The sequence below is a fragment of the Heyndrickxia faecalis genome (assembly GCF_040267745.1).
Taxonomy (GTDB): Bacteria; Bacillota; Bacilli; order Bacillales; family Bacillaceae_C; genus Weizmannia; species Weizmannia faecalis.
Genome location: NZ_CP158453.1, coordinates 1,797,088 through 1,821,294, shown reverse-complemented (window position 1 = coordinate 1,821,294; position 24,207 = coordinate 1,797,088). Strand labels below are relative to the sequence as shown.

25 protein-coding genes and 1 riboswitch are annotated in these 24,207 nt (G+C 48.4%); of the genes, 2 read left to right on the top strand and 23 right to left on the bottom strand.

Going from position 1 to position 24,207, the window contains the following annotated elements; genetic code table 11:
* Positions 1-2 precede the first annotated feature (2 nt).
* Entirely contained in the window at positions 3-1,412 is a 1,410-nt protein-coding gene (gene ltrA / locus ABR335_RS08825) for a group II intron reverse transcriptase/maturase (RefSeq protein WP_014098189.1), read from the top strand.
* Between the two features lie 85 nt (positions 1,413-1,497).
* On the opposite strand, the gene asnS is transcribed toward ltrA, so the two are convergent.
* The 13 genes from asnS to ABR335_RS08760 form a co-directional block, all read right to left on the bottom strand.
* Positions 1,498-2,790: an asparagine--tRNA ligase gene (asnS, locus tag ABR335_RS08820; RefSeq protein WP_035184709.1), complete on the bottom strand. Its 1,293-nt coding sequence runs from the start codon at positions 2,788-2,790 to the stop codon at positions 1,498-1,500.
* A gap of 95 nt (positions 2,791-2,885) precedes the next feature.
* Positions 2,886-4,073, bottom strand: a complete 1,188-nt coding sequence (locus ABR335_RS08815; protein WP_017550453.1) for a pyridoxal phosphate-dependent aminotransferase — start codon at positions 4,071-4,073, stop codon at positions 2,886-2,888.
* A gap of 22 nt (positions 4,074-4,095) precedes the next feature.
* Entirely contained in the window at positions 4,096-4,548 is a 453-nt protein-coding gene (locus ABR335_RS08810) for a DUF5590 domain-containing protein (RefSeq protein WP_014098186.1), read from the bottom strand.
* Between the two features lie 192 nt (positions 4,549-4,740).
* Entirely contained in the window at positions 4,741-7,533 is a 2,793-nt protein-coding gene (dinG, locus tag ABR335_RS08805) for an ATP-dependent DNA helicase DinG (protein WP_350346119.1), read from the bottom strand.
* A gap of 135 nt (positions 7,534-7,668) precedes the next feature.
* A complete protein-coding gene (gene panD, locus ABR335_RS08800; protein WP_014098184.1) occupies positions 7,669-8,052 on the bottom strand; it encodes an aspartate 1-decarboxylase in 384 nt (127 codons plus the stop codon).
* Between the two features lie 26 nt (positions 8,053-8,078).
* A complete protein-coding gene (gene panC, locus ABR335_RS08795; protein ID WP_185740949.1) occupies positions 8,079-8,924 on the bottom strand; it encodes a pantoate--beta-alanine ligase in 846 nt (281 codons plus the stop codon).
* Between the two features lie 14 nt (positions 8,925-8,938).
* Positions 8,939-9,778: a 3-methyl-2-oxobutanoate hydroxymethyltransferase gene (gene panB, locus ABR335_RS08790; RefSeq protein WP_014098182.1), complete on the bottom strand. Its 840-nt coding sequence runs from the start codon at positions 9,776-9,778 to the stop codon at positions 8,939-8,941.
* Positions 9,779-10,043: 265 nt separating this feature from the next.
* Positions 10,044-11,021, bottom strand: a complete 978-nt coding sequence (locus tag ABR335_RS08785; RefSeq protein ID WP_350346118.1) for a biotin--[acetyl-CoA-carboxylase] ligase — start codon at positions 11,019-11,021, stop codon at positions 10,044-10,046.
* Positions 10,994-12,196, bottom strand: coding sequence for a CCA tRNA nucleotidyltransferase (locus ABR335_RS08780; protein ID WP_350346117.1), 1,203 nt, complete (start codon positions 12,194-12,196; stop codon positions 10,994-10,996). Before ABR335_RS08780 ends, ABR335_RS08785 begins: the two co-directional genes overlap by 28 nt.
* Entirely contained in the window at positions 12,150-13,334 is a 1,185-nt protein-coding gene (gene bshA / locus ABR335_RS08775) for an N-acetyl-alpha-D-glucosaminyl L-malate synthase BshA (protein WP_350346116.1), read from the bottom strand. The genes ABR335_RS08780 and bshA overlap by 47 nt, the downstream gene beginning before the upstream one ends.
* Positions 13,331-14,038 (bottom strand): bacillithiol biosynthesis deacetylase BshB1, encoded by a 708-nt coding sequence (gene bshB1 / locus ABR335_RS08770; protein ID WP_350346115.1) that lies wholly within the window; start codon positions 14,036-14,038, stop codon positions 13,331-13,333. Before bshB1 ends, bshA begins: the two co-directional genes overlap by 4 nt.
* Before the next feature lie 18 nt (positions 14,039-14,056).
* Positions 14,057-14,857 (bottom strand): 4-hydroxy-tetrahydrodipicolinate reductase, encoded by an 801-nt coding sequence (gene dapB / locus ABR335_RS08765; protein ID WP_350346114.1) that lies wholly within the window; start codon positions 14,855-14,857, stop codon positions 14,057-14,059.
* 6 nt (positions 14,858-14,863) lie between these two features.
* Positions 14,864-15,208 carry a nucleotide pyrophosphohydrolase gene (locus tag ABR335_RS08760; protein WP_014098177.1) on the bottom strand — a complete coding sequence of 115 codons (345 nt, stop codon included), beginning with the start codon at positions 15,206-15,208 and terminating at the stop codon, positions 14,864-14,866.
* 151 nt (positions 15,209-15,359) lie between these two features.
* Between ABR335_RS08760 and ABR335_RS08755 the strand changes: the two genes are divergently transcribed.
* A complete protein-coding gene (locus ABR335_RS08755) occupies positions 15,360-16,223 on the top strand; it encodes a YitT family protein (protein WP_350346113.1) in 864 nt (287 codons plus the stop codon).
* A 26-nt stretch (positions 16,224-16,249) separates the two neighbouring features.
* On the opposite strand, the gene ABR335_RS08750 is transcribed toward ABR335_RS08755, so the two are convergent.
* From ABR335_RS08750 to ABR335_RS08705, 10 genes are all read right to left on the bottom strand, one after another.
* Positions 16,250-16,732, bottom strand: coding sequence for a QueT transporter family protein (locus tag ABR335_RS08750; protein ID WP_017550459.1), 483 nt, complete (start codon positions 16,730-16,732; stop codon positions 16,250-16,252).
* A 6-nt stretch (positions 16,733-16,738) separates the two neighbouring features.
* Positions 16,739-16,783, bottom strand: a riboswitch (PreQ1 riboswitch).
* A 101-nt stretch (positions 16,784-16,884) separates the two neighbouring features.
* Entirely contained in the window at positions 16,885-17,571 is a 687-nt protein-coding gene (locus ABR335_RS08745; RefSeq protein ID WP_013859491.1) for a zinc metallopeptidase, read from the bottom strand.
* Positions 17,572-17,634: 63 nt separating this feature from the next.
* The gene (gene ypjB / locus ABR335_RS08740; RefSeq protein WP_350346112.1) at positions 17,635-18,426 is read right to left on the bottom strand and encodes a sporulation protein YpjB; all 792 of its coding nucleotides are present in this window, start codon (positions 18,424-18,426) and stop codon (positions 17,635-17,637) included.
* 115 nt (positions 18,427-18,541) lie between these two features.
* Complete coding sequence (locus ABR335_RS08735) at positions 18,542-19,138, bottom strand: DUF1405 domain-containing protein (protein ID WP_350346111.1); 597 nt, start codon at positions 19,136-19,138, stop codon at positions 18,542-18,544.
* 87 nt (positions 19,139-19,225) lie between these two features.
* Entirely contained in the window at positions 19,226-19,990 is a 765-nt protein-coding gene (locus tag ABR335_RS08730) for a menaquinol-cytochrome c reductase cytochrome b/c subunit (RefSeq protein WP_014098171.1), read from the bottom strand.
* Positions 19,991-20,028: 38 nt separating this feature from the next.
* Positions 20,029-20,703: a menaquinol-cytochrome c reductase cytochrome b subunit gene (gene qcrB / locus ABR335_RS08725; protein ID WP_013859495.1), complete on the bottom strand. Its 675-nt coding sequence runs from the start codon at positions 20,701-20,703 to the stop codon at positions 20,029-20,031.
* Positions 20,704-20,713: 10 nt separating this feature from the next.
* On the bottom strand, positions 20,714-21,226 hold the full coding sequence (locus ABR335_RS08720; protein WP_013859496.1) for a ubiquinol-cytochrome c reductase iron-sulfur subunit: 513 nt from the start codon (positions 21,224-21,226) through the stop codon (positions 20,714-20,716).
* A 162-nt stretch (positions 21,227-21,388) separates the two neighbouring features.
* Entirely contained in the window at positions 21,389-21,850 is a 462-nt protein-coding gene (locus ABR335_RS08715) for a YpiF family protein (RefSeq protein WP_014098170.1), read from the bottom strand.
* 45 nt (positions 21,851-21,895) lie between these two features.
* Positions 21,896-22,441 (bottom strand): ReoY family proteolytic degradation factor, encoded by a 546-nt coding sequence (locus ABR335_RS08710; RefSeq protein ID WP_046720858.1) that lies wholly within the window; start codon positions 22,439-22,441, stop codon positions 21,896-21,898.
* A gap of 135 nt (positions 22,442-22,576) precedes the next feature.
* A complete protein-coding gene (locus tag ABR335_RS08705; protein WP_350346110.1) occupies positions 22,577-23,842 on the bottom strand; it encodes a tetratricopeptide repeat protein in 1,266 nt (421 codons plus the stop codon).
* Between the last annotated feature and the right edge of the window lie 365 nt (positions 23,843-24,207).

Sequence of the window (24,207 nt, the reverse complement as noted above, 5' to 3'; positions counted from 1 at the left end):
CAATGAAAGTTACCGAAGAAACGAACAAATGCAGAAAACAGGAAGAAACCTGCTGTCAAAAAGATACTGCGGAACAGGAAGGATATGGCAGAGGGCATAGTTTCAAGAGGATAACTGAAAACAACACCACTAACACCAACAGACAGAACGAATGGATGCTCGAACGAATCCTTTCAAGTAATAACCTGCACCGTGCCTATAAAAAGGTAAAGAAAAACAAAGGTGAGGGCGGTGTCGATGGAATGAAAACAGGTGAACTTTTGGCATACCTAACTGAACATCAGAGGGAACTCGTCCTCTCCATTCGAAATGGGACATACAAGCCCCAACCCGTTAGAAGGGTAGAAATTCCAAAAGACAACGGGAAAACAAGGAAACTTGGAATACCAACGGTAGTAGACCGAGTCATCCAACAAGCCATTTCGCAGGTCCTAGTCCCTATATATGAAAGAAAGTTCTCAGACAATAGCTATGGTTTCCGACCACATAGAAGTACACATCAGGCACTTCTCAAGTGCCAAAAGAATGTAAATGAAGGATACCAGTATGTAGTAGACCTGGACTTAGAACAGTACTTTGACACGGTAAACCATAGTAAGCTTATCCAGATATTGAGTGAAACAATTCACGACGGACGTGTAATCTCCTTAATCCATAAATTCCTAAATGCAGGTGTTATGATCAAAGGAATAAGGACAACAAATGATTTCGGTGTTCCACAAGGAGGACCACTAAGTCCGCTTCTTGCCAATGTAATGTTAAACGAATTGGATAAAGAAATGGAAGCAAGAAATCACCGATTTGTCCGTTACGCTGATGATGTGATCATATTCTGTAAAAGCCGAAGAAGCTGCGAAAGAACATACCATAACATTCTCCCATTCATTGAGAAGAAATTGCGACTCAAAGTGAACCGAGAGAAGACGATGATCACACATATTAGAAACATCAAGTTCCTGAGTTATGGATTTTACCTTTATGAAGGAAAATGCAAATTCCGGGTACACCCGAAGGGTGTTCAAAAATTAAAGGAGAAAATTCGCAGAATCACAGGAAGAAGCAACGGATTAAGCGTAGAGGAAAGAAAGAAAAGGCTAAACGACACTGTCCGAGGATGGGTAAATTACTACAAGCTAGCGGATATGAAAAGTCTGGTAACCAGACTGGACCAATGGACACGAAGAAGAATGCGAATGGTAACTTGGAAAAGATGGAAGAGAGTACGCACAAGATTTTATTGGCTCAAGAAATTAGGGATCAATAAAAGAAAGGCGTGGGAATGGGCTAACACAAGAAAAGGCTACTGGAGAATCTCCGGCAGCCATATCTTAGCTAGAACCCTTACAAACGAACTCTTCCGAAGAGCAAGGTATATAAGTTTTCTGGATTACTATCTGTCTGTACGGTCGTAAACTTTAGAACCGCCGTGTACGGAACCGTACGCACGGTGGTGTGAGAGGTCGGCTAATCAAATAATGATTAGCCTCCTACTCGATATTACGGATAGATCCGGTTTAAAAGCCTCGGGAACGGAATCGTTTCGCGCACATGCTCAACGCCCGAAATCCAGGCAACCGTCCGCTCAAGGCCCAGCCCGAAGCCGGAATGCGGAACAGAACCGTATTTTCGTAAATCAAGATACCATTTGTAAGCTTCTTCCGACAGATTGAAATCCTTGATCCGTTTCAGCAACAAATCATAGTCATTGATCCGCTCGCTGCCGCCGATGATTTCCCCGTACCCTTCCGGCGCAATCAAATCGGCGCACAGCACGACTTCCGGGCGCTTAGCATCCGGCTGCATGTAAAACGGTTTGATTGCAGCCGGATAATGCGTAATGAACACCGGCTTGTCGAAACTTTCGGCAATCGCGGTTTCATGCGGCGCACCAAAATCTTCGCCCCACTTGATATCCTCAAATCCTTTTTCATGGAGCAATTCAATTGCATCATCATACGTAATCCGCGGAAACGGCGCCGACACTTGTTCAAGCTTTGAAGTATCGCGGCCAAGCCGGTGCAGGTCGAGTTTGCAGTTTTCCAAAACGGACCGGACGATATAAGAGACATACTGTTCCTGTACTTTCAGGCTGTCTTCATGTTCATAAAAAGCCATTTCCGGCTCGATCATCCAAAACTCGATCAAATGGCGGCGCGTTTTCGATTTTTCGGCGCGGAACGTCGGGCCGAAAGAAAATACTTTCCCGAATGCCATTGCTGCCGCTTCCATGTAAAGCTGCCCACTTTGTGATAGATAGGCCTCTTCGTCAAAGTACTTCGTATGGAACAGCTCGGTCGTTCCTTCCGGCGCACTGCCGGTTAAAATCGGCGGGTCGATTTTCGTAAACCCGTGCGTATTGAAAAACTCATACGTCGCCCGGATGATCTCGTTCCGGATTTTCATGACGGCGTGCTGGCGGCGGGAACGGAGCCATAGATGCCTGTGGTCCATTAAAAATTCGGTCCCGTGCGCTTTTGGTGTGATCGGGTAATCTACGGCTTCATGAATGATCTCTATGCCGGTCACCTGGAGCTCGTAGCCGAACGGGGAGCGGGCATCTTCCCGGACTGTCCCGGTAACGTAAAAAGAAGTTTCCTGGCTCATCGATTTCGCCGTTTGAAAGACCTCTTCCCCGGCTTCGTTTTTTACGACGACCCCCTGGATAAAGCCTGTCCCGTCACGCAGCTCGAGAAAAGCAATTTTGCCGCTTGAACGTTTGTTGTTCAGCCAGACCCCGATCGTCACTTCCTCCCCGATATGCTGGTGTACTTCTGAAATGGTGATTTTCACGGTATTTCCCTCCAAAACAATTTCCGGCTTGTCTCCCATATGTACCGAAATCCATTATACTAAACAAAGGCGGAAAAAGGAAACAAGCCAAAGTTTCACGCTTTTTTCCGTGTTTCCACGAACTGTTTGATCCGCTTGAGCGCTTCTTCGAGATTTTCCAAAGAAGTGGCATAAGAAAGCCGGATATTGTTTTCCGCGCCGAAACCGGAACCCGGGACGACGGCAACGCGCGCTTCCTCGAGCAAAGCCTCCACAAATGCGTCAACCGTTTGAAACCCAGTCAGCTTTGCGGCTTCTTTCACATTCGGGAATAAATAAAAAGCGCCTTGCGGTTTGATGCAGGTAATCCCGTCAATTTCAATCAGCTGGTTAAAAACAGCATTGAGCCGTGCCTCGAAAGCCTGGCGCATCTCTTCCACGGTGCGTTCATCCCCGCTATATGCGGCGAGTGCCGCGAACTGGGAAGGCGTTGCCGGATTGGAAGTCGAATGGCTGGCAAGATTTGTCATCGCTTTGATGATATCCCCGTTTCCGGCCGCATAGCCGATCCGCCAGCCGGTCATGGAATGGGATTTTGAGACGCCGTTAATGATCACCGTCTGTGCTTTCAGTTCCGGTGAAATGGTGGCGATCGAGACATGCCGGCTGCCGCCGTACACCAATTTTTCGTAAATTTCGTCCGACACGATCAAAATATCGTGTTTCAGGCAGACTTCACCGAGTTTTTCAAGTTCTTCCCTTGTATACATCATGCCGGTCGGATTGCCGGGAGAGTTGAGTACAAACGCTTTTGTCCGCGGCGATATGGCTTTTTCCAGCTGCTCCGGCGTTATTTTATACTGGTTTTCTTCTTTGCCTTCTACAAAGACCGGGACGCCTTCTGCAAGCTTTACCTGCTCGGGATAGCTTACCCAGTAAGGAGACGGGATGATCACTTCATCGCCCTGGTCGAGCAGCACCTGAAACAATGTATACAAGGCGTGTTTTGCCCCGTTGGTAATGATGATTTCATTTGCTTTAAAGCCAAGCCCCTGGTCTTTTTGGAATTTTTCAATGACGGCCTCTTTCAGCGATGCCATTCCGCCGGCCGGGGTATACTTCGTCTGGCCGTCCAGCATCGACTGGTACGCGGCTTCGATAATCTCCCTCGGTGTATTAAAATCGGGTTCACCTGCGCCAAGGCCGATCACATCGATGCCTTGCGCCTTCATTGCTTTTGCCTTTGCCGTAATCGCCAACGTGGATGACGGCGTTAATGCACTTACCCTTGATGCTAGTTTCATACGATTCACCTCTCCAAACGGATCAATTGGATTTTTTTAAAAAAGGAACCTCATCATAGCCGAGGCTGTTTCCTTTTATATAAGCAACTTCCCAAATGGGAACCTGGCTTTCCATGCCGAGCCGCACAGATAAAATTTTATCCGGCTGCCTTTTCTGCACCACTTGTTTCACTGCATCCTGTTTTGAGATGCCGGTATTCAAGTCTAGGACGGTCACACGTTTCGGTTTCTTTTCAGGGATCCAAACCGCTTTTTTCTTCCCGCCTTTTCCTTTCCCCACGACAACATAATAGGTGCTTTTGCCATTGTAAAGATAAAATGCATCGGCAGCCCGGATGCCGGCTTCGCTTTTGGCAACAGCGACCGCTTTGTTGTAGGCTTCATGATACGGTTTCCGTGCTTTCCAATAAGTCTCTGCCGCAAATCCGGCTATCACGATGACCAAAATGCAAATCGAGATCAGTGCTTTTTTCATTCCGAACCCTCATTTTCCATGGCGTAAATCCTTTTAAGCAGAAATTGTCATTCATATCAGTTCCCATGCAGGCCATCCTAAGCTTAGAATCATTTCCTTCATCATTATACAGCAAAAATGAATGAAAAAATGATGCATTTGATCATTTTTCCGGTCTACCCTGTTTTGTGCTGCATTGTCGCAGCACTTTTTTTACAGCCAGCTTTCAATGACCTCAAGCGTCTCGTTCAGATCCAGGTGCCTGATGCGGACCGGCGGCAGAGACTTTGTGAACGCCGGCCCGTATGTGGCCGTTTCAATCCTCCGGTCCAGGACAAGAAAAATGCCGCGGTCATGACGCGTCCGGATAAGCCTGCCAAACCCTTGTTTGAACCTGAGCACGGCTTCAGGCAAGGCATAGGCGGAAAACGGGTTTTTCCCCTTTGCCCTGAAATAATCGGACTTTGCTTCAGTAACCGGTTCATCCGGGGGCAAAAACGGAAGGCGGGCCATCACAAGGCAGGAAAGGTCATCGCCAGGGATGTCGACCCCTTCCCAAAAGCTGCTTAAACCGAAAAGAATGGCTTTGTCAAATTTTTGAAAGCTTTTCGTTAACCTCGACCGGCTGCCGCTTGATATTCCCTGGGCGATAAACATATAATCTTCAAGCATTCCGCTTTCTTTCATCAGGTGGTACACGTTTTTCAGCAAATCAAAGGATGTAAATAAAATCATCATCCTGCCTTTTGTGGCCTCCGCAACGGCAAGCAGATAACCTGCCATTTTTTCCGCAAAGTCTTCTATACTGACGGATCCGATATCGGGAAGGTCGTTCGGGATAATAAACTGCACCTGCCTGTCGAACCGGAAAGGCGACGGAATGCGGACCGTTTTTGTGGTGTGCGCTAGCCCCGTCTCGTCCAGAAAATAGCGGAAGCTTCCGCCAACGGTCAATGTCGCGGAAGTAAGCACAACGCTCTTTTTTCGCGAAAAAAAAGCTTTTTGCAATGTTTCTCCGGCATGCACCGGCTGGCAATAGATGACAAGGCTGTTCGGGAGGGCGCGCAAATCCCCTTCCACCCAGACGACATTTTCATCCCCGCCGTTTTGGCCGGCGAAAATGGCCAGGTTGTCGCGCAAAAGGCGCCAATCTTCCAAAAAGCTGTACATTTCTTCGATAAAAGCGAGTGCCTGTTCTTTCATCTGTTTTTCGGAAAGCAACTGCGAAAGTCTCTCTTCCAAAGCCTGTGAAATCTCTTTCATGGACGCCCTGATCCGTTCCGTACAGAGCAGAACTGCCTGCCATGCTTTTTGTTTCCAATTTTCTTTTTTAATTCTTAATTTGATTTTCTGGTAACCATTTGTTTCCCGGTTCACGCGCATTACTTTTTGGGCAAGCATACCGAATAAATCATCGAGCTCAGCCTCAAGGCCCTGCAGGATTGCATCGCATTCAAACGCGTGCAGTCTGGCTTTTAGCCCATATTTTTCCATCATTTTTTCCAATTTGTAAAACAGTTGTTTTTGCTCATACAGACCAAGCCTTGCCATCATATATTTCATTTGGTTGTAACTTGCGCGTTTCCCGATCGTTTCCCGGGCCGCTTGTTCAAGGCGGTGGGCTTCATCAATGATGACGTATTGAAATCCGTCAAACACCGACTGGTCCCTTTCAAGTTCCGCGCACAGCATCGCATGGTTCGTGACGGCGATGTCAGCAGAGGCTGCGCAGGCTTTGGCGTAAAGATAAAAATCCCGCGATTTCCACGGATCTTTTTTATCCGTATGCCAGCCGTCCTGTTTAATCCGCTGCCAAAAATGTTTTCCGCCGCCAGATAAATGAAGCTCGTCAAGATCGCCGCTTTCTGTTTCGGTAAGCCAGACCAGGATTTGCATTTTGGCAAATACGGCGTCGTACTGCCGGTCCGGTTCTTTTAACGACTGTTCAAACTTAAACAAATGCAGGTAATGGCTCCTCCCCTTTAGCAACACGGTCCTGACCGGGGTTTTCAGCATCTGTTCAAGCCTTTTGATTTCCTTATTTAAAAGCTGGTGCTCAAGCGCAACAGTATACGTGCTGATTAACACCGGTTTCTGTTCCGAAATCGCTTGGAAAGCGGCCGGCACAAGATAGGCAAGGGATTTGCTGATGCCCGTGCCTGCTTCTAATGCGACATGCTCCTCAGCAGAAAAAGCTTCCCGGACATGGTCCATCATTTCAAATTGGGCGGGGCGCGCTTCCATCCCGGTACCTGAAGCCGCAAACCAGGATTCTTTTTCAACTGCATCCTGCGGGTAACGGCCAATCTCACGCGGTCCGTTATCCGGCGGGAGGATTTTCCGCTTTAATGCAATACCACGGTATACTTCCATATCCGGCGGCAAATGCTCGATATGCCGCCGTTTCTCTTCCAGTATATCCTCAAAAATGCCGGCAAGGTCGTTTTTCAAGGAATAAGAAAGCGGCACGAGTTGTTCAAGTGTGACGACAGGAAGGGACGCACACTTTTCCATGCAGGCAAGAAGCAGCTTTGCCGTCACAAAAGCATCACTGTCCGCCCGGTGCGGCCGTTCATGATAAAGAGACAAAGAATCGGCCAGATCCCCCAGTTTATAACTGTTCAAAGTTGGAAATGCAATTCTCGAAAATTCAACGGTGTCAAGGCTCGGCCCGCGAAACGGCGGAAACCCCGCAGCCTTTAATTCCTGCTGCAAAAACGGCAGGTCAAACAGCACATTGTGGGCGACAAATATGCTGTCTTCCAAAATTTCCATAATGCGCGGGGCGATCTCCGAAAATACCGGCGCTTCTTCAAGCATGCCGTTATCGATCCCGGTCAATTCCGAAATAAACGGCGGTACCGGCTTTTCGGGATTAACGAAGCTTGTAAATTGCGTTTTTATCTCCCGGCCTTCAACCACAACAGCGGAAAACTGGATGATGCGATCGCCTTTTTTTGCTGAATTTCCTGTTGTTTCAAGATCTACGACTACATAGCGCTGCATAACATCACCTGACTAAAAATAATTGCCCCGTTTCTTCCATATTGTACTATTTTAACATAAAATCGATCATTCGCCACAAGCAGATGCAGAAATTAAAAAACCGCCCTGCCGGAAAAAGCAGGTGCGGTTTTACCCTTACAAAATCGTGGAAGCCGGTTCTTCCGATAACATTTTTTCAATCCGGTTTTTTGCATCAAGCAGGACAATTTTCGGATGGTGGTTTTTCATTTCTTCTTCCGTCAAAAGGGCGTACGAAATGATAATCACAATATCACCGGGTTGTGCAAGCCGGGCGGCCGCGCCGTTCAGGCAGATGACACCGGATCCCCTTTCACCCGGGATAATGTACGTTTCAAATCGCGCCCCGTTGTAATTGTTCACTATTTGCACTTTCTCATTGGGCGCCATTCCCGCAGCATCCAGCAAATCCGCATCAATCGTGATGCTTCCGACATAGTTTAAATTCGCTTCCGTCACGGTTGCCCGGTGGATTTTTCCGTTCATCACAGTCCGCAGCAAAGCAATCTCTCCTATTCTCATGTTGTTTATTCTGCAAAAATGATATTATCGATAAGCCGTGCTCTTTCAAATTGGACGGCGACTGCGAGGATACAGCGCCCATGTATGGCATGGACCGGTTCGAGGTCAGGATATGAATACAATTCTACGTAATCGATTTTCCCGGACAGATGCGCGGAAAGATGCGCTTTCACAAGGGAAATCACTTTTTCCGGGTTTCTCTCTCCCTGTTCAACCGCTTTGTTTGCCAATTGCAAACTTTTGTATATTTCGGGTGCTTCTTTCCGCTCCGCCTCCGATAAATAGACGTTTCGCGAACTTTTTGCAAGGCCGTCCGGTTCGCGCACGATCGGGCACGGGACAATGTCAATGGGAAAATCCAAATCGCGAACCAAATTTTCGACAACGGCCACCTGCTGGGCATCTTTCAATCCGAAATAAGCGCGGTCCGGCTGAACGAGGTGAAACAATTTCGAAAGAACCGTCGCCACGCCGTCAAAATGGCCCGGCCGCTTTCTTCCGCAAAGGACATCCGTCCCTTTTGTCACTGTCATTTGAACCGATAAAGCGCGCGGATACATTTCTTTAACAGACGGGATAAACAATACATCAACGCCTGCTGCTTCCGCTTTATGCCGGTCCCCTTCCGCATCGCGCGGGTATCGGTCGAAATCTTCATTCGGCCCGAATTGGAGCGGGTTTACAAAAATACTCATGATGACAATATCGTTTTCTTTTCTTGCCTGCTTTGCCAGGGCGAGATGGCCTTCATGCAAGTAGCCCATCGTCGGGACAAACCCGATCGACTTGCCTTCTTTTTTATACCGGGATACAAGCGTCCGGATTTTCTGCTTCGTTTCTGCAACACTCATTACCTGCACGGTTTTCATTTTGCATGCCCCCCGTACAGTGTTGCCAGTTCTTCTTCTTTCATCGTGTACGTATGCTTTTCTTCGGGGAACGTCCGGTTTTTTACTTCCTGTACGTATTGGCGGAGCCCCGCGCGCATCACGGCATCCGCATCGGCAAATTGCTTCACAAATTTTGCCACTTTTTCGCTTCCGTATTTTACCAGGTCATGGAATACAAGGACCTGCCCGTCTACATCAAGGCCGGCCCCAATTCCGATGGTTGGAATGGAAAGTGCGGCTGTCACTTCTTCCGAAAGCTGCCGCGGGACGCATTCCAGGACGACAGCAAAAGCGCCGGCCTCCTCGCACGCTTTCGCATCTTCCAGCAGCTTTTTGGCGGCTTCCGCTGTTTTCCCTTGGACTTTATAGCCGCCGAAAATCCCGACCTTTTGCGGTGTCAGCCCGATATGAGCCATCACCGGGATCCCTGATTCCGTAAGCGCTTCAATTTGAGCCGCGACTTCTTTCCCGCCTTCCAGTTTCACGGCATGGGCGCCTCCGTCCTGAATGATGCGGGCGCCGTTTTTTAATGTTTCTTCGCGGCTCAAATGGTACGACATAAACGGCATGTCGGTGACGATAAAAGTGTTTTTCGCCCCGCGTTTGACCGCTTTCGTATGGTGGACCATATCCGCCACGGTCACCGGAATGGTCGAATCATAGCCGAGCACGACCATGCCGAGCGAATCACCGACAAGAATCATGTCGACGCCGGCTTCTTCTGCAAGCTTTGCAGAAGGATAATCATAAGCGGTCACCATTGCAATTTTTTCTTCTTGCGCCTTCATCTTCACAAAATCCGTCGTTTGTTTCATTTTCCAACACTCCTCACCTGTCATGGATTGACCGGTGCAGAGGAAACAAACAATTGGAAAAAGGAGCCCGTCACTGGACAGACGGGCTCCCTGTTTTTTCAACTGTTCATTTTGGCCCTCTGTCCCCGTCCGTTTAAGGATCAAGGCAGAATCTATTTTGTATAAAAAGCTGAATTGGTATAGTTCCGAAATAGATACTACCCAAGTTGATTATAGCAGGAATGGCCAGATTGCGCTATATCCGGCCAAAAATTTTGTCAATTTTTTAACGTTCGATTTCAATATCTGCGGAGTAAATGGCATGCATCTGTCCGTCTTCCCCTTCAAGCTGGAGCACACCGTCATCCGTGATGCCGACCGCACGCCCTGAAATATCCCCTTTTAACGTATGCGCCGTGATTTTTTTCCCCGTCACATTGGCATAGCTTTCCCATAAAATTTTAAGCGGCGCAAAACCGTTTTGGAGATAAATTTCCTCGTATTTTTCCAATTTCTCAAGGATGCGCTGAATGAGCAGCGCGCGTTTTACTTTTTTACCAGAAGCAAGGGAAAGGGATGTTGCGATCGATTTTAAGGAGTCTGGGAAATCGGTTTCGTTTACATTGATCCCGATCCCTGTGATCACCGCCTGGATCCGATCCGTGTCCGCTTCAAGCTCTGTCAGGATCCCTGCGCATTTTTTTCCGCCGATTAACAGGTCATTCGGCCATTTGATCTCCGGCACAATCCCCGCTGTTTCTTCGATTGCCTGTGCGACCGCAACGGCGGCAATGAGCGTAAACGGGGGCGCCATTTGCGGCGGAAGATCCGGCCGCAGGATAATGCTCATCCAGATCCCGGTATATTTAGGGGAGTACCAGGACCGCCTGAGCCTGCCCCTTCCTCCCGTCTGCTGCTCTGCAATCACAAGCGTGCCATCAGGACAGCCTTCCTGTACGAGCTGGTGCGCAAGCCGCTGCGTCGAATCGATCGTTTCCCGGTAATGAATGTTTCTTGCAAGCCGTTTTGTCCCGAGCCCGTACCGGATTTCATTTTCCGTCACTTTGTCGCCCGTTCCTTTAATCCGGTAGCCTTTTTTCCGGACCGCTTCCAATTCAAAACCTTCTTTGCGCAGCTCTTCCATATGCTTCCAAACCGCCGCCCGCGAGCAGTTCAACTTTTTCGCCAGCGTTTCTCCCGATACAAAGCCGTCCCCAGCTTCCGTCAGCAATTCTATTATTTTTTCTCTTGTGGATATTTGCACAAAACCCACCTCCGGATTGCCTCATATTGGTTTTCGATTTCGCCGTTTATCAGCGCTTTTTCAATCTCACGAAGCATTTCTTTCAGCCATGGACCGCCTTTTTTCGAAAAAAGCGCCATCAGCTTTTTCCCGTCGATTGCTAGCTCGCTGCGGTTTTTCACCGGTAATTTCCGGAAAGCCTGCCGGAGGGCGGAAATGCGGGGCGCCGGGTTTTCGCGGCGAAAAGCACAGAAAACCGCTTCAGCATCCAATGCCGTTTGTTCACCGGCATCATAGAGCATTAGCGGATCCCACTTTCGCTCGGCGCGCATCCTGAAAAAGCCGAGCGTACGTACGATGGCTTTCCGTTTTTCATTCGGCAGTTTCCATTTTCGCAAAAAAGCGTTGGCATCTTCCGGGTTCGCGGCGGCAACAAGGTATACCCAAAGCTGCTGTTCTGACAATTCGTTTAACACCGGGTGCAGGGCGGAAAAAAGCTGCGCTTCCCTGTCGCAAAGACCGGGGAGAAACCCGAGCAGCCCGGTTTCCTCAAGCAGTTGAAGCGCTTCATACGGATGCTCTCCTTCCAGCAATTTGATAAATTCCTGGGTAATCCGCTCAACAGCAATATGTCGGATAAGCGGTGCATGGCGCTTGATGGCCTGCTTCGTCCCGGGTTCAACACCAAAACCAAGCTGACTTGTAAACCGGGCGGCCCGCATCATCCGGAGCGCGTCTTCCCGGAATCTTTCTTCAGGGGATCCGACCGTTTCAATCCGCTTCATCCGGATGGCTTCACTGCCTCTAAACGGATCAATCAGTTTCCCGTTTTTATCCATCGCTATCGCATTCATCGTGAAGTCGCGCCGTTTTAAATCTTCAAGCAATGAGTCCACATATTCAACCGATTCCGGGCGCCGGTAATCTTTATATGCCGACTCGGTCCGGAACGTCGTGATCTCGTACTGGTTTCCTTTATATAATACAAGCACTGTTCCATGTTCAATGCCGATGTCAACAGTATGTTTAAAAAGCGCCTTTACCTCTTCCGGTTTTGCCGAGGTGGCAATATCGACATCGTGCACCGGCCGCCCGAGCAGGCTATCGCGGATCGAACCGCCGACAAAAAAAGCTTGGAACCCTGCGTCTTCAAGCGTCCGGATAATGGGAAGCGCCGTCTGAAATGGCGGGAGCATGTCCATCAACCTCATTTACCGTTTGTTCATATATTTGTTCGTATTGTTTCAAAATGTTGCGGGAATAAAATTTTTCTTTTACCGTCTTTTCGCACGCTTTCGAAAATGCAGCATAAAGGCCTGGATCCTCAAGCAGCCGGACGGCTTTTCGAGCAACGTCGCTCACATCACCCAACGCGCACAAATAGCCGTTCACCCCGTCTGTGATGACTTCCGGAATGCCGCCAACCCGGGTGCCAATGCACGGGACACCGCACGCCATCGCTTCAAGCGCAACAAGGCCGAAACTTTCCTTTTCCGATAAAAGCAGCATCAGGTCGCTGATTGCGTACAGCTCCTCGAGCCGGTCCTGCTTTCCTAAAAACAAGACATCTTTTTCTATACCACATTGGGCAACGAGCCGGGAGACGACGGTCATTTCCGGCCCGTCGCCGACAAGAAGCAGTTTCGCCGGCATTTGTGCCCGCACTTTCGCAAAAGCCTTGACGACATCGGGCACGCGCTTTACCGCCCGGAAATTGGAAACGTGAATCAGCACTTTTTCTTTTTCCGAAATGCCGTAATCATGTTTTAAATGGCCTGCCTCCCTTTTCCGGTATACGCGTTCATCGACAAAATTATAAACCGTCGAAATGTTTTTCTGCGGCCGGATCAAATCGTACGTTTGCCGGACGAGCGCTTCAGAAACGGCCGTCACTGCATCCGACTGTTCAATCCCGAACCGGATGGCAGACACAAGCGACGGATCATACCCGAGCACAGTGATGTCCGTGCCGTGCAGAGTGGTCACGATTTTCATCCGGGTACCGGCCATCATTTTGCCGAGAATGGCGCAGATGGCATGCGGAATTGCATAATGGACATGGAGCACATCCAGCTTTTCTCTTTCCGCCACTTCTGCGATCTTAGAGGCAAGCGCAATATCATAAGGCGGATATTGAAAGACGGCGTACTGGTTCACTTCCACCTGATGGGTATAAATATTCGGGTACATTTTATTGAGCCGGAACGGGACACTCGAGGTAATAAAATGGATCTCGTGGCCGTTTTCGGCAAGCAGCTGGCCGAGTTCCGTTGCAATGACGCCAGATCCGCCTACGGTCGGATAGCACGTAATCCCGATTTTTAACTTTTTCATAAGTCGAGCACATCCAAATTCACAAGAATCGGTTTTTTGCTTAAAAATCCTTCCGCATATTTCACCCCGAGCTCTTTCCCGAACATCCTCTCGCGCGCAGTGACCGCTTCAATATAGCCATCCGTAAGTGGGGTATGGACACTTCTTTCCCGAATCGAAAACTGGCTTTCATAGGCATGGAGGCTCTCAAGTTTTTTGTCCATAAAGTTGGTGACATCGACGACAAAATCGGGCGGATGAAAACCGTTTACCATATAAAAATAAAGATGTTTCGGTTTATGGGAAGGAAGATCCGGTTCAGACCGATATTTCCTGATGCCGGCCGAAAAAAAGGCTTCCTCTGTAAGCCTGCCGCAGTGACCGTGATCAGGATGGCGGTCTTCATGAAAAGGCGCAAACACGACATCCGGCTGAAACTTCCGGATGACACCCGTAACGGCGCGGATAGCGTCCGCTTGCATAAAAAGGCCGCGGTCCGGCAATTTCAGCGTTACTCTTTCTCTAACCCCGAGGCAGGCTGCCGATTTTTGCGCCTCTTTTTTGCGGGTTTCAACCGCCCCGTTCGAAGACAGCTCCGCTTCTGTCAAATCGCATATCGCAATTTTTTTCCCCATTGATGCCCATTTGGCAATAGATGCCGCCATGCCGATTTCGACATCGTCGGCATGGGCCCCGAAAGCGAGAATATCCACCTTGCCGGCCATTTCCTTTCCTCCTTCCGGTTAATCCAAAATATTTTCGAGCCCGTAAACAAATGTATTGAGGTTCATCACCGTTTCAACGGCTACTTTCACCCCTGACATGAAAGAGGCGCGATCCATCGAGTCATGGCGGATCGTAAGCAGCTGGCCGTCCCCGCCGAACAGCACTTCCTGGTGAGCGACAAGCCCGGGCAAGCGGACGCTGTGGATATGCATGCCTTCAAAATCCGCGCCTCTTGCGCCTTGTAATGTTTCTTTTTCATCCGGATGCCCCTGCGTTTTTTTTCTTCTTGCTTCCGAGATCATTTGCGCTGTTTTTACGCTCGTGCCGGACGGGGCATCTTTTTTCCGGTCATGGTGCAGCTCGATGATTTCCACATCCGGGAAATATTTCGCCGCCATTTGCGCAAATTTCATCATCAGCACTGCCCCGATTGCAAAATTTGGTGCAATGATACATCCGATTCTTTTTTGTGCGGAAACAGCCTTTAGTTCTTCCAGTTCCGCATCGGTAAACCCGGTCGTCCCGACAACCGGACGGACACCATGTGCGAGGGCCGTTTTCGCATGGAGGAACCCTGCTTTCGGCACCGTCAAATCAATCCATACATCCGCCGGGCAATTTTCAAGGCATGCTTCCGGGTCGGTATACACCCGGACCGGTTCGCCGTTATAATCGGATACATCATTGAACAGTTTGCCGTCAAAAGTCCTGTCCACTACGCCAACGAGTTTAAAATGTTCCGTCCGCTCGATCAGCCGGACCGCCTCGCTCCCCATTTTCCCGCGGGCCCCGGCAACAATAATCCGAATATCATCCATGTTTCATTACTCCTCCTGCTCTTTTCGCGTCCATCTGTCTTTATCACGCGTGTTAAATTTCTGCAAAACCATTGTATGGGCTTCCTGTAAATCAATATGTAAAGCATTTGCCATGCAAATGACGACAAACAGCAAATCGCCGAGCTCTTCTGCTACGGTTTTCGGCTTCTCATCCGGTTTTTTCGGTTTTTCCCCGTAATAATGATTGATTTCGCGCGCCAGCTCCCCAAGTTCTTCCGTCAGCCTTGCTGTAAGCGCAAGCGGACTGAAGTACCCTTCTTCAAACTGGCTGATATAATCATCGACTTCTTTTTGCATTTGCCGGATCGATTTGTTTTCTGCCATTTTCATCCCCCAATCCTGTAATCCTCTTCCATGTTAGCCAAAAACGGCAGATTTTACAAATCATATATTTGCTTTTCTCTCTGCCTGATTGCCCTTTTGTACCGCTTTCGCTATAATGGGAACGCCGGATATATACCGGGGAAGGAGGATACGGATTATGCTGAAAATGAAAAACATCTTTTTTATCCTGCTCGGCTCTTGCATCTTTGCCTTTGGCATTGTCCATTTTAATATTCAGAACCATCTGGCGGAAGGCGGTTTTACCGGAATTACGCTGCTGCTTTACTATTTATTTCATATCAACCCCTCTTACTCCAATCTGATTTTGAATATTCCCGTATTTTTTGTGGGATGGAAGCTACTTGGGAAAAAATCGTTTTACTATACACTGGTCGGGACGGTCGGCTCCTCTCTTTTTTTATGGATTTTTGAAAAGAAACATTTCCATATTCCGCTTCGTGATGATATGTTTCTTGCGGCGCTGTTTGCCGGGGTATTTATCGGCGTCGGTCTCGGCATTATCTTCCGCTACGGGGGGACATCTGGAGGCGTCGATATCATTGCCAGGCTCGTGTTTAAATATAAAGGCGTGGCGATGGGCAGGACCATGTTCATGTTCGACGCATGCGTGATTACGCTGTCGCTTATCACCTATCTGCATTACCGTGAAGCGATGTACACGCTCGTTGCCGTTTTTGTCGGCTCGCGTGTTGTCGATTTTCTGCAGGAAGGGGCCTATACGGCAAGAGGCGCTTTTATCATTTCGGACAAGCATAATGAAATTGCCGAGAAAATTATGAAGCAGATGGACCGCGGCGTTACGGTTTTTCGCGGGCACGGTATGTTCACGAAACAGGACCGGGATGTGCTGTACTGTGTCGTCGGAAAACATGAGGTGTCCCGTTTAAAAGGCATTATCCATTCCGTTGACCCCCATGCGTTTGTGTCGATGATGGAGGTCCATGATGTGCTCGGGGAAGGCTTTACACTCGATGAGAACAAACAGCCGATTGAAGATTAAAAAAGAGCTGCCGCGGCAGCTCTTTTTTAAATCTGTTTTTCAAAATGCAGGCGTTTGTTGATCAGGTAGATGACCGGCATACCAATCAGCATCACAGCAAGTTCACCGATCCCTGCCGTCAGCCAGCCGAAAAAGAAAGGCACGCCGTTAAACCATTGCATTTCCCATGCGATAATAAACATGGAGGCCGTAAAAGCAATGGAATTAAGGATCATCTGCCCCCAGACACCCTTTATAAACCGTGCGGATAAAATGGTAATCGCAAGCGCAAGGACGGACTGACCCGTGCCGATGAACATATCATACTTGATCGGCGAGAAAAACAAGTTTGAGAGAAAAACGCCTAATACAATGCCAATCATATACTTCTTGTTAAACACAACGAGATGGTTAAAAATTTCAGAAACACGGAACTGGATGTTCATAAACGCAAGCGGCTGAATAAAAAATGTCACCGCAATATACAGCGCCGCGACAATCCCGTTGACGACGAGTGTTTTCAGTTTCATATGCATCTCTCCTTAGTTTTTTTACGTGGGATGGTTTCGAACCACGGGTTGGAAACAACCAAACTTCTTCATTATAATGCAAACTAGAACATGCAGCAAGACAAAAAAAGCTTTCCGGGTTGCCGATTCACCCCGGAAAGCTTTTCGTACTGTTAATTATTGTTGTTATTGCCGTTTAAGTTGGTAAAGATAAGGATTAAACGCAGCAGTTCAATGACCGCAACAGCCGCGGCAGCCACATATGTGAGCGCGGCAGCCGATAACACTTTGCGCGCTTCTCTTTCTTCCCCGCCGCGGACAATGCCGAGCGATGTGACTTGCGCAAGCGCACGGGACGATGCATTGAATTCAACCGGCAATGTCACAAGCTGAAACAACACGGCAAGCCCCATGAGAATAATCCCGAGCAGGAACATGCCTGTCGCATGCGTGAACATCCCGATCAAAATAAAAATCCAAGAGGCATTGCTGCCGATATTCGCCACAGGCACGAGGCGGTGACGGAAACGGAGCGGCCCATAATTGACTTTATCCTGAATGGCGTGTCCGCATTCGTGCGCCGCAACAGCAGCCCCCGCAATCGAACGCCCGTGGTAGTTGGCAGTCGACAAATTGACCGTTTTGTTAATCGGATTGTAATGGTCGCTTAGAAAGCCGCTGTGTTCCAGCACTTTCACATGGTATAAGCCATTTTCGTCCAAGATCATCCTTGCCACCTCGGCGCCTGTCATGCCGGATGCATTTGCGACCTTTTCATACTTGCTGTATGTGTTTTTTACCTTCAGCTGGGCCCAGATCGGAATGATTGCCAAAATGAGATAGTAAATCAAAAACGACATTTGCCACCCTCCATACCCTCCATGGTAATCTTATCTTTATTGTATCCGAATAAGGTCAAAAGGTCAATCCATATGATCGGTCTCGTGACGCTCTTCTTTTTGCCCTTTGTATTTTCTCCATCCGACATACGATAAAGTAAGAATGATGATGCTGCCGGTGGAAATCATAATCCACCAGAGGGAGGGGTCGGCTTCATCTTCCTTCATGGCTTCAAACAGCTGCTTCAAATCTGTCCGGAGCGCCTCCAGTTCCTTTTTTCCGGACCCGCTGCCTGCCACCTTGTCCCGATAACGATCAATATAAGCGATTTTCGAATCGAGCCGCTGTATTTTTTCAACCGGCAGATCCACTCTTAAACTCGGCTCGATCACTGCATATTGTTTGAGGAACAGGTTTAATTTTTCATTGTACGTTTCGCGCTTCCCTGTTGCGGCTGCTTTTTGCACCTCTTTAAATGAAGACATCACCGGCCCTTCCATCTGCGTCCAGAGCGGCTGATACTTCGATTGGATCGCATCCACCACGAGCCGGAATGACGTGCAGGCATCCACTTTCTCCTCAGGCTCTGCGCTTACTTTCGTCAACGCCTTTACCGCTTCATCATGGGTGACGGTCAAAACTCTCAATTCATCCATCGTTAAACGTTTATTTTTAAACGATTGCCTGGAAAATGTTTTCGAAAATTCATTCAGCACATTTTTTGCTTCTGCATATTGCCCGTTTTTCGCCAGCTGCAATGCCTCGTCGCTTAGATCATTTAAATGTGCCAAAGCATCATCCGAACCTTTTGCAAAACTTTTTCCGGCAAAACTTAACATGAACACACAAAGAAGGATCACTACTTTTCTCCTCATCCTTGTCCCCCCTCATACTGTTACTAACTTATGAAGGGAAGGACAAGAGTAGACCATAAAAACAGCCTGGCGTCCATTTCGGGAATTCCTGTTTTCTGCCGGCGGAAAAAGCGATTTAAAGTTCGAGGCGGAGCCGCCTTTTGTGCACGGCAAACCGGTATGCAAGCAAAACAGACAGGATGCTCAGCCAAAAGGTAAAATAGCCGATTTCACGGATGTACCGGTATACATCTTCGTACCGGGGAAACTGCATAAAAACGTAGTCAATGATATCATTGTGCAAAGTCCATACCGCCGCAACCAAAAGATGCTTCCATTTGAATTGGTAAAACGGCGCATACAATATTCCCTCTATCGCCATTGCCAAATGGGAAGCCATCAGCATATATCCCTGCCATGGTAATGAGCCGTTTACGATCAATACGAGAAGGTTCATCGCAACCGCCCAAATCCCGTATTTAAAAAGCGTCACCATTGCAAGCGCCTCCACATACGGCCAGTGTTTCCGCCATAAAAAGGCAAGCAGCACAAACAGAAAGAACAGGCTTGCGGTCGGGCTGTCCGGGACAAACAGCCAAAACGCGGGCGGCGTATCGCGAAGCTGCCACCCGTACCAAATGTAACCGTAAACGGTCCCTGCAGCATTGGCTAAAAAAAGCATCCAAAGGACACGCCTGTCTGCCAGCGCCGCATACAATGCCGGTACATTCATCGTCTTCCCCCATTTCAAAAAAGATAGATTCATTTTAACAAAACAGACAGCACGAAAAAAGCCGGCTTCTGCCGGCTTTTTTTGCTTTTATTTCGATTTTAGCCCGGCGATATAATCCGCCAGTTTTTTCAAATCCTGATCCGAGCCTTTAAATTGGTTAGGCGGCATTTTCCCCTTGCCTTTTTTGGCGATTTTTGCGATTTCATCCGCACTTAAGCCTGTGCCGACTAAAGAAGGGGCTGCCGCACTGCCCTGGAGATTTTCTCCGTGGCACGTCACACACGTCTGCTTGGCAAATATTTTATAGCCTTCTGCGTTTTTATCAATGGCAACCTGTTTCACGATTTTCCCCTGCTCTTTCGCTTTTTTCCAATCGTGGTGGGCCGCCGCTTCCCATGTCAGGTAGAATATTGCACAAACCGCGAGCAGCATAAACCCGGTTGCAAGGGGCCTGTCAAGCGGCCGCCGCTTAGGGCCGCGGTCAATAAACGGTGCCAACAGCAGTGCAAGAAAAGCAACGCCCGGGATCGCGAGCCCGATCACCTGGTACGGGCCGGAAGAATAAGTATACTTTAATAGTTCATACAGGAATAGAAAATACCAGTCCGGCATCGGAATATAACTCGTATCCGTCGGATCCGCAATTCGTTCAAGCGGCGACGGGTGGGCGGCAGTGAGACATAAAAAGCCGACGAGAAAAACAGCGCCGACGAGCCACTCTTTCAGCAAAAAGTTCGGCCAAAAAGCTTCCGTTTTACCGGGATACTCCGAGTAATCCTTAGGAATATTCGGTTTGCGGTCCGCATTAATTCTGGAATCACCAACAAATCTCATTCCTTTTCCGCGATGCATCCTTCCCCCTCCTTTTGCCCGTTATGGATACTTATACATTACAGCGGTCCGGAAATTCCCTGCTTGCGGATCATCAAAAAATGGGCTGCCAAAAGCAGCATCAGCACCGCTGGCAGGAAAAAGACATGGATGGCAAAAAATCTTGTCAGCGTCTGGGCACCGACAATATCCGGATGGCCGGCCAAAAGCGTTTTAATATACGGCCCGATAAACGGTACCGAATCCGCAATCTGCAGGCTGACTTTTGTCGCAAAAAGCGCTTTCATATCCCACGGAAGCAAATAACCGGTGAGGCCGAGCCCGAGCATGACGAAAAAGATGAGCACGCCGACAATCCAGTTCAGCTCGCGCGGCTTCTTGTATGCGCCCTGGAAAAACACCCGCAGCGTATGTAAAAACATCATGACGATGACGAGGCTTGCCCCCCAGTGGTGCATTCCTCTCACAATCTGGCCGTATGCCACATCATGCTGCAAATAATAGACAGAGTGCCAGGCATTTTTAATATCCGGAACATAGTACATCGTTAAAAACATACCCGACAGAATCTGGATGGCTGTTATAAAGAAAGTGAGCCCCCCAAAACAATAGACAAAAGCGGAAAAATGGTGCGCCGGGTTGACATGCTCCGGCACTTCATGGTCAGCAATATCCCGCCAAAGCGGCGTAATATCAAGGCGCTCGTCGACCCAGTCATACAATTTGCTAAGCATCTCTTCCCCCTCACTTCACATATGGATTTTTCTGCGGTTTGCCCAGGTACAGATAGCCGCCCTTTGTTTTGACAGGGTATGCATCCAAAGGCGCGGAAGGTGGTGTTCCCGGTATGTTTTTCCCGTTTTTCTCATACCGTCCGCCGTGGCAGGGGCAAAAAAACTGATTCGGATGTGCTTTGTTCGTATTCCAGTTCACGGTACAGCCAAGATGTTTGCAAACCGGTGAAAGCGCCACAATATCACCTTTACTGTCTTTATACACCCAGGCCGTCTGGGTGACATCCGACTTATACCAGCCGTCCGTCTGTTCGTATTTAAAATCGACACGCACCGGTTCGCTCTTAATATCAGAAACTTTCAATTTGGTTGGATGAAAGTCGCCGGCTGCTTCCGCCTCGAGCACCGGGTCGACGGCAAAACGGAGCATCGGCATCAGCGCACCCGCAGCCATAAATCCGCCTACGCCCATCAGCGTGTAATTTAAAAACTGCCTCCTTGACACCGGATCTTTTTTGCTCAACCTGTTCCCCCCCTTACAGAACTGTTGGTTTCCTAATATTTTCAAGATGTAGCAAATACACTCTTATGATAAAACAAAGATATTTGCCGGTCAATGAATATTGTCTATTTTATGTCAAGTATCTTTCTACTCGAAATAAACTGATATTTTAATATAACTTTTTCAGTTTTCTCCCCATGACCGGACAATAATGGAGATAAGCTGTTTTACCTGTTCATCTACAATGGCATCCTGCTGTTTTTGTTCCATATGTTCAAGCGGGACAGCCGGTAGCCAGACCACATTTCCGTTCAGTTCGGCCTGAAGCCTTTGCCAGCCGGGATCGCTGGTCAAATAAAAAATATGCCGGAACCCGCTTTCAGTCAATTCGGCTTCCCATGACTTGATGGCAGGCCCCGCACTGTCCGGGATCGTCTGCTGCAAATAAGGGAAAGCGGGCAGCAAAACAATCCGGCCTTTAAATTGCGACTCGAGGCAGCCTGCGATCATCTGGATCCATTCATATCCGGAAGCGAGCTGTCGGATATGGTCTCCGAATGAAACCGGGACAAGCGGCAGGACTGCCGTGTCAATAAAGTAACGTTCCTGTTGATACAATTCCATGTCTTTTGCACGCCAGCGCACAGATGATACCCCTTTCATTTTCCCCGCGGGCAGAAACCGGAAAGATTAATCATCCAGTTTTTTCATCTCCCCGCTTAATTCGACAAAACGACCGTAATCTTTCTCATCAAGCGCTTTGTCGATTTCTTCCCGCAGTTTATTCCGTTTAAAGTCTTTCATGCTTTTTTCCAATAATTTTTCCGCCATTTGCCGGTCTGTCTCGTTTATATGGAGATCTTTTGGCATATACGGGTTTTCTTCAAGCACAGCCGCATACTGGTACGATAAATGGGATTTTTTGAAATTGAGCTGGATATAAATGTCTTCCTCACGGTTCAGCCGGATATCATGGAAAGACTTTTCCGCATCCGTTGTCATAATATTATCTTTATAAAAGCGGAACGGCACATTGTCCACGCAATGCGTCGACATGATAATGCCGCGCGGGCAAAGATGCGCTTCCTCGACGAAATGGACTTTTTCCATCAGCTGGTCGTGGCTCATTAAATAATTCAAAATCCAGACTGACTCCCGTCTTTTTAATTGGTAATGATTTAAAAACCAACGGACAAACTCCTTTTTCTCGTTGATTGAAACAGGGGTGAGAGCCATCGTAATCCCTCCTCTGCAAATTGAATGGCCGTGTTTACAGTGGGCAGCTTTTTTGATAAAACATCGGTTTACACCTTCATTATACCTTTTCCCGTCTAAACCGCCTACGAAAAAGTCCGGCAACGATGGCCGCAATTAATTTCCGTCTTCAAGCCTTTCAAGCAGTGCAATCCATTCATCATTTGCCGGATCTTCGCGCAAAAGCTTTTGGAAAATGCCGTAAGCCTCTTTCCTTCTCCCTTCTTCAATCAGGAAATAACCGTAATCCTCCAGAAACGCCGTGTCGTTTTGTAAATCATTATATGCATATCCATAATACTTTAATGCCTGAGAATATTCTTCCAAATGCTTAAGCGATACGGCCAGATCCCAGTAAAGCCGGGGGTCGGTATCCCCTTCTTTTTCCATGCTGAGGGCCCGGTCACGGACTTCTTCGTACCGCTCCTTTTGAAGCAGCAGCTCGTTGTAGGAAAGGGCCGCATCCAAATAGCCGGGATCCAGTTCCAGCGCTTTTTTAAAATAATTTTCCGCTTTTTCCTCATCGCCTGCTTTTGTAGCCATTTTTCCAGCAAAATGATAAAGTTCTTTATCATACTCGTCTTCTTTTATACCCTTTTCAGCAGCAGCAAGCGCTTCTTCCGGCATTTGTTCGTGCTCATATGCGCGGCCAAGATACAGGTAAAGCGGATGGTAGCCGGGATCCGTTTCCCGCAATTCTTCAAACAGCTCTATCGCTTTTTCATAAAATCCTGCCTGGTATGCGGTTAAGGCATATCCAAATAATGTGTTCGCCTCAAAGCGGCCTTCCATCGCATGCTCATATTGGTGCAAGGCCTCTTCAAACGCGCCCGCTGCGCTCAGCACTTCTGCAAGGCGCCCGTGGATGTTTGTATCCGCAAATGTATCGATCCCTTTGCCCAAAAGCCACTCATATTCACGGGAAGCTTCCGCATATCGGGCACAGGAAGCGTAAAACTCGGCAAGCGCAAAATGGATGACAGGTTCTTCCGGCAAAAGCGATGCAGCTTCCATCAGTTTGTTTTCGCTGACCTCATACAGGCCCTGCATTTGATACAAATCCGCAAGCAAAAGCAGTGCACGCGGGTAATCGGGGTCCATCTCCGGAATGCGGTCGAGGTATAATATGGCTTCTTCTTCCTTGTCCATATCAATAAGCGTTTCCGCCATTAAGATCACAAGCTCGCCGTCATCCGGATAAGACGCAAGCAAATCTTTATATAATTGCTGTGCTTCATTCAGAAAACCGAGGCCCTCAAGCTGCCCGGCAAGCGCATATTTCTCTTCGTCCGTGCCGAGCGCGAGAAAATCTTCAAATGTTTTTTTCGCCTCCTCGAGCCGGCCTTCTTCCAAATGATCCAACAATTGTTCCATTAAGCTCATGAAAATCTTCCTTTAATCTTTGATGTGTTTCCTTTTGCTGAACCTTTTGCAACGTTAGCCGCGGGATTTTTGCAAAGCCAAAATCCCCGGTTGCCGCTAAAAGTGCTCCCCCGGTCCCCTGGTGAAATGGCAATCGCCCTTTTCCCGGAGCCCACTTGCCTGCAGGAAAAACCGCGGGTGGCCTTTGGCTAAATCATAATGAATTTTGAAGGCCAGGGCAAATCATTTGCCTTTCCGGGTTCCCTGTTTAAGTATTTCTCCGCCGTGCATGAAAATCCCTTTTTTTCACAGCAAAAATAAAGCGGGGCACGGGATTTTGAATTTCCGCACCCCGCTTTTCCACGGGCATCATGATCAGGCTGTTC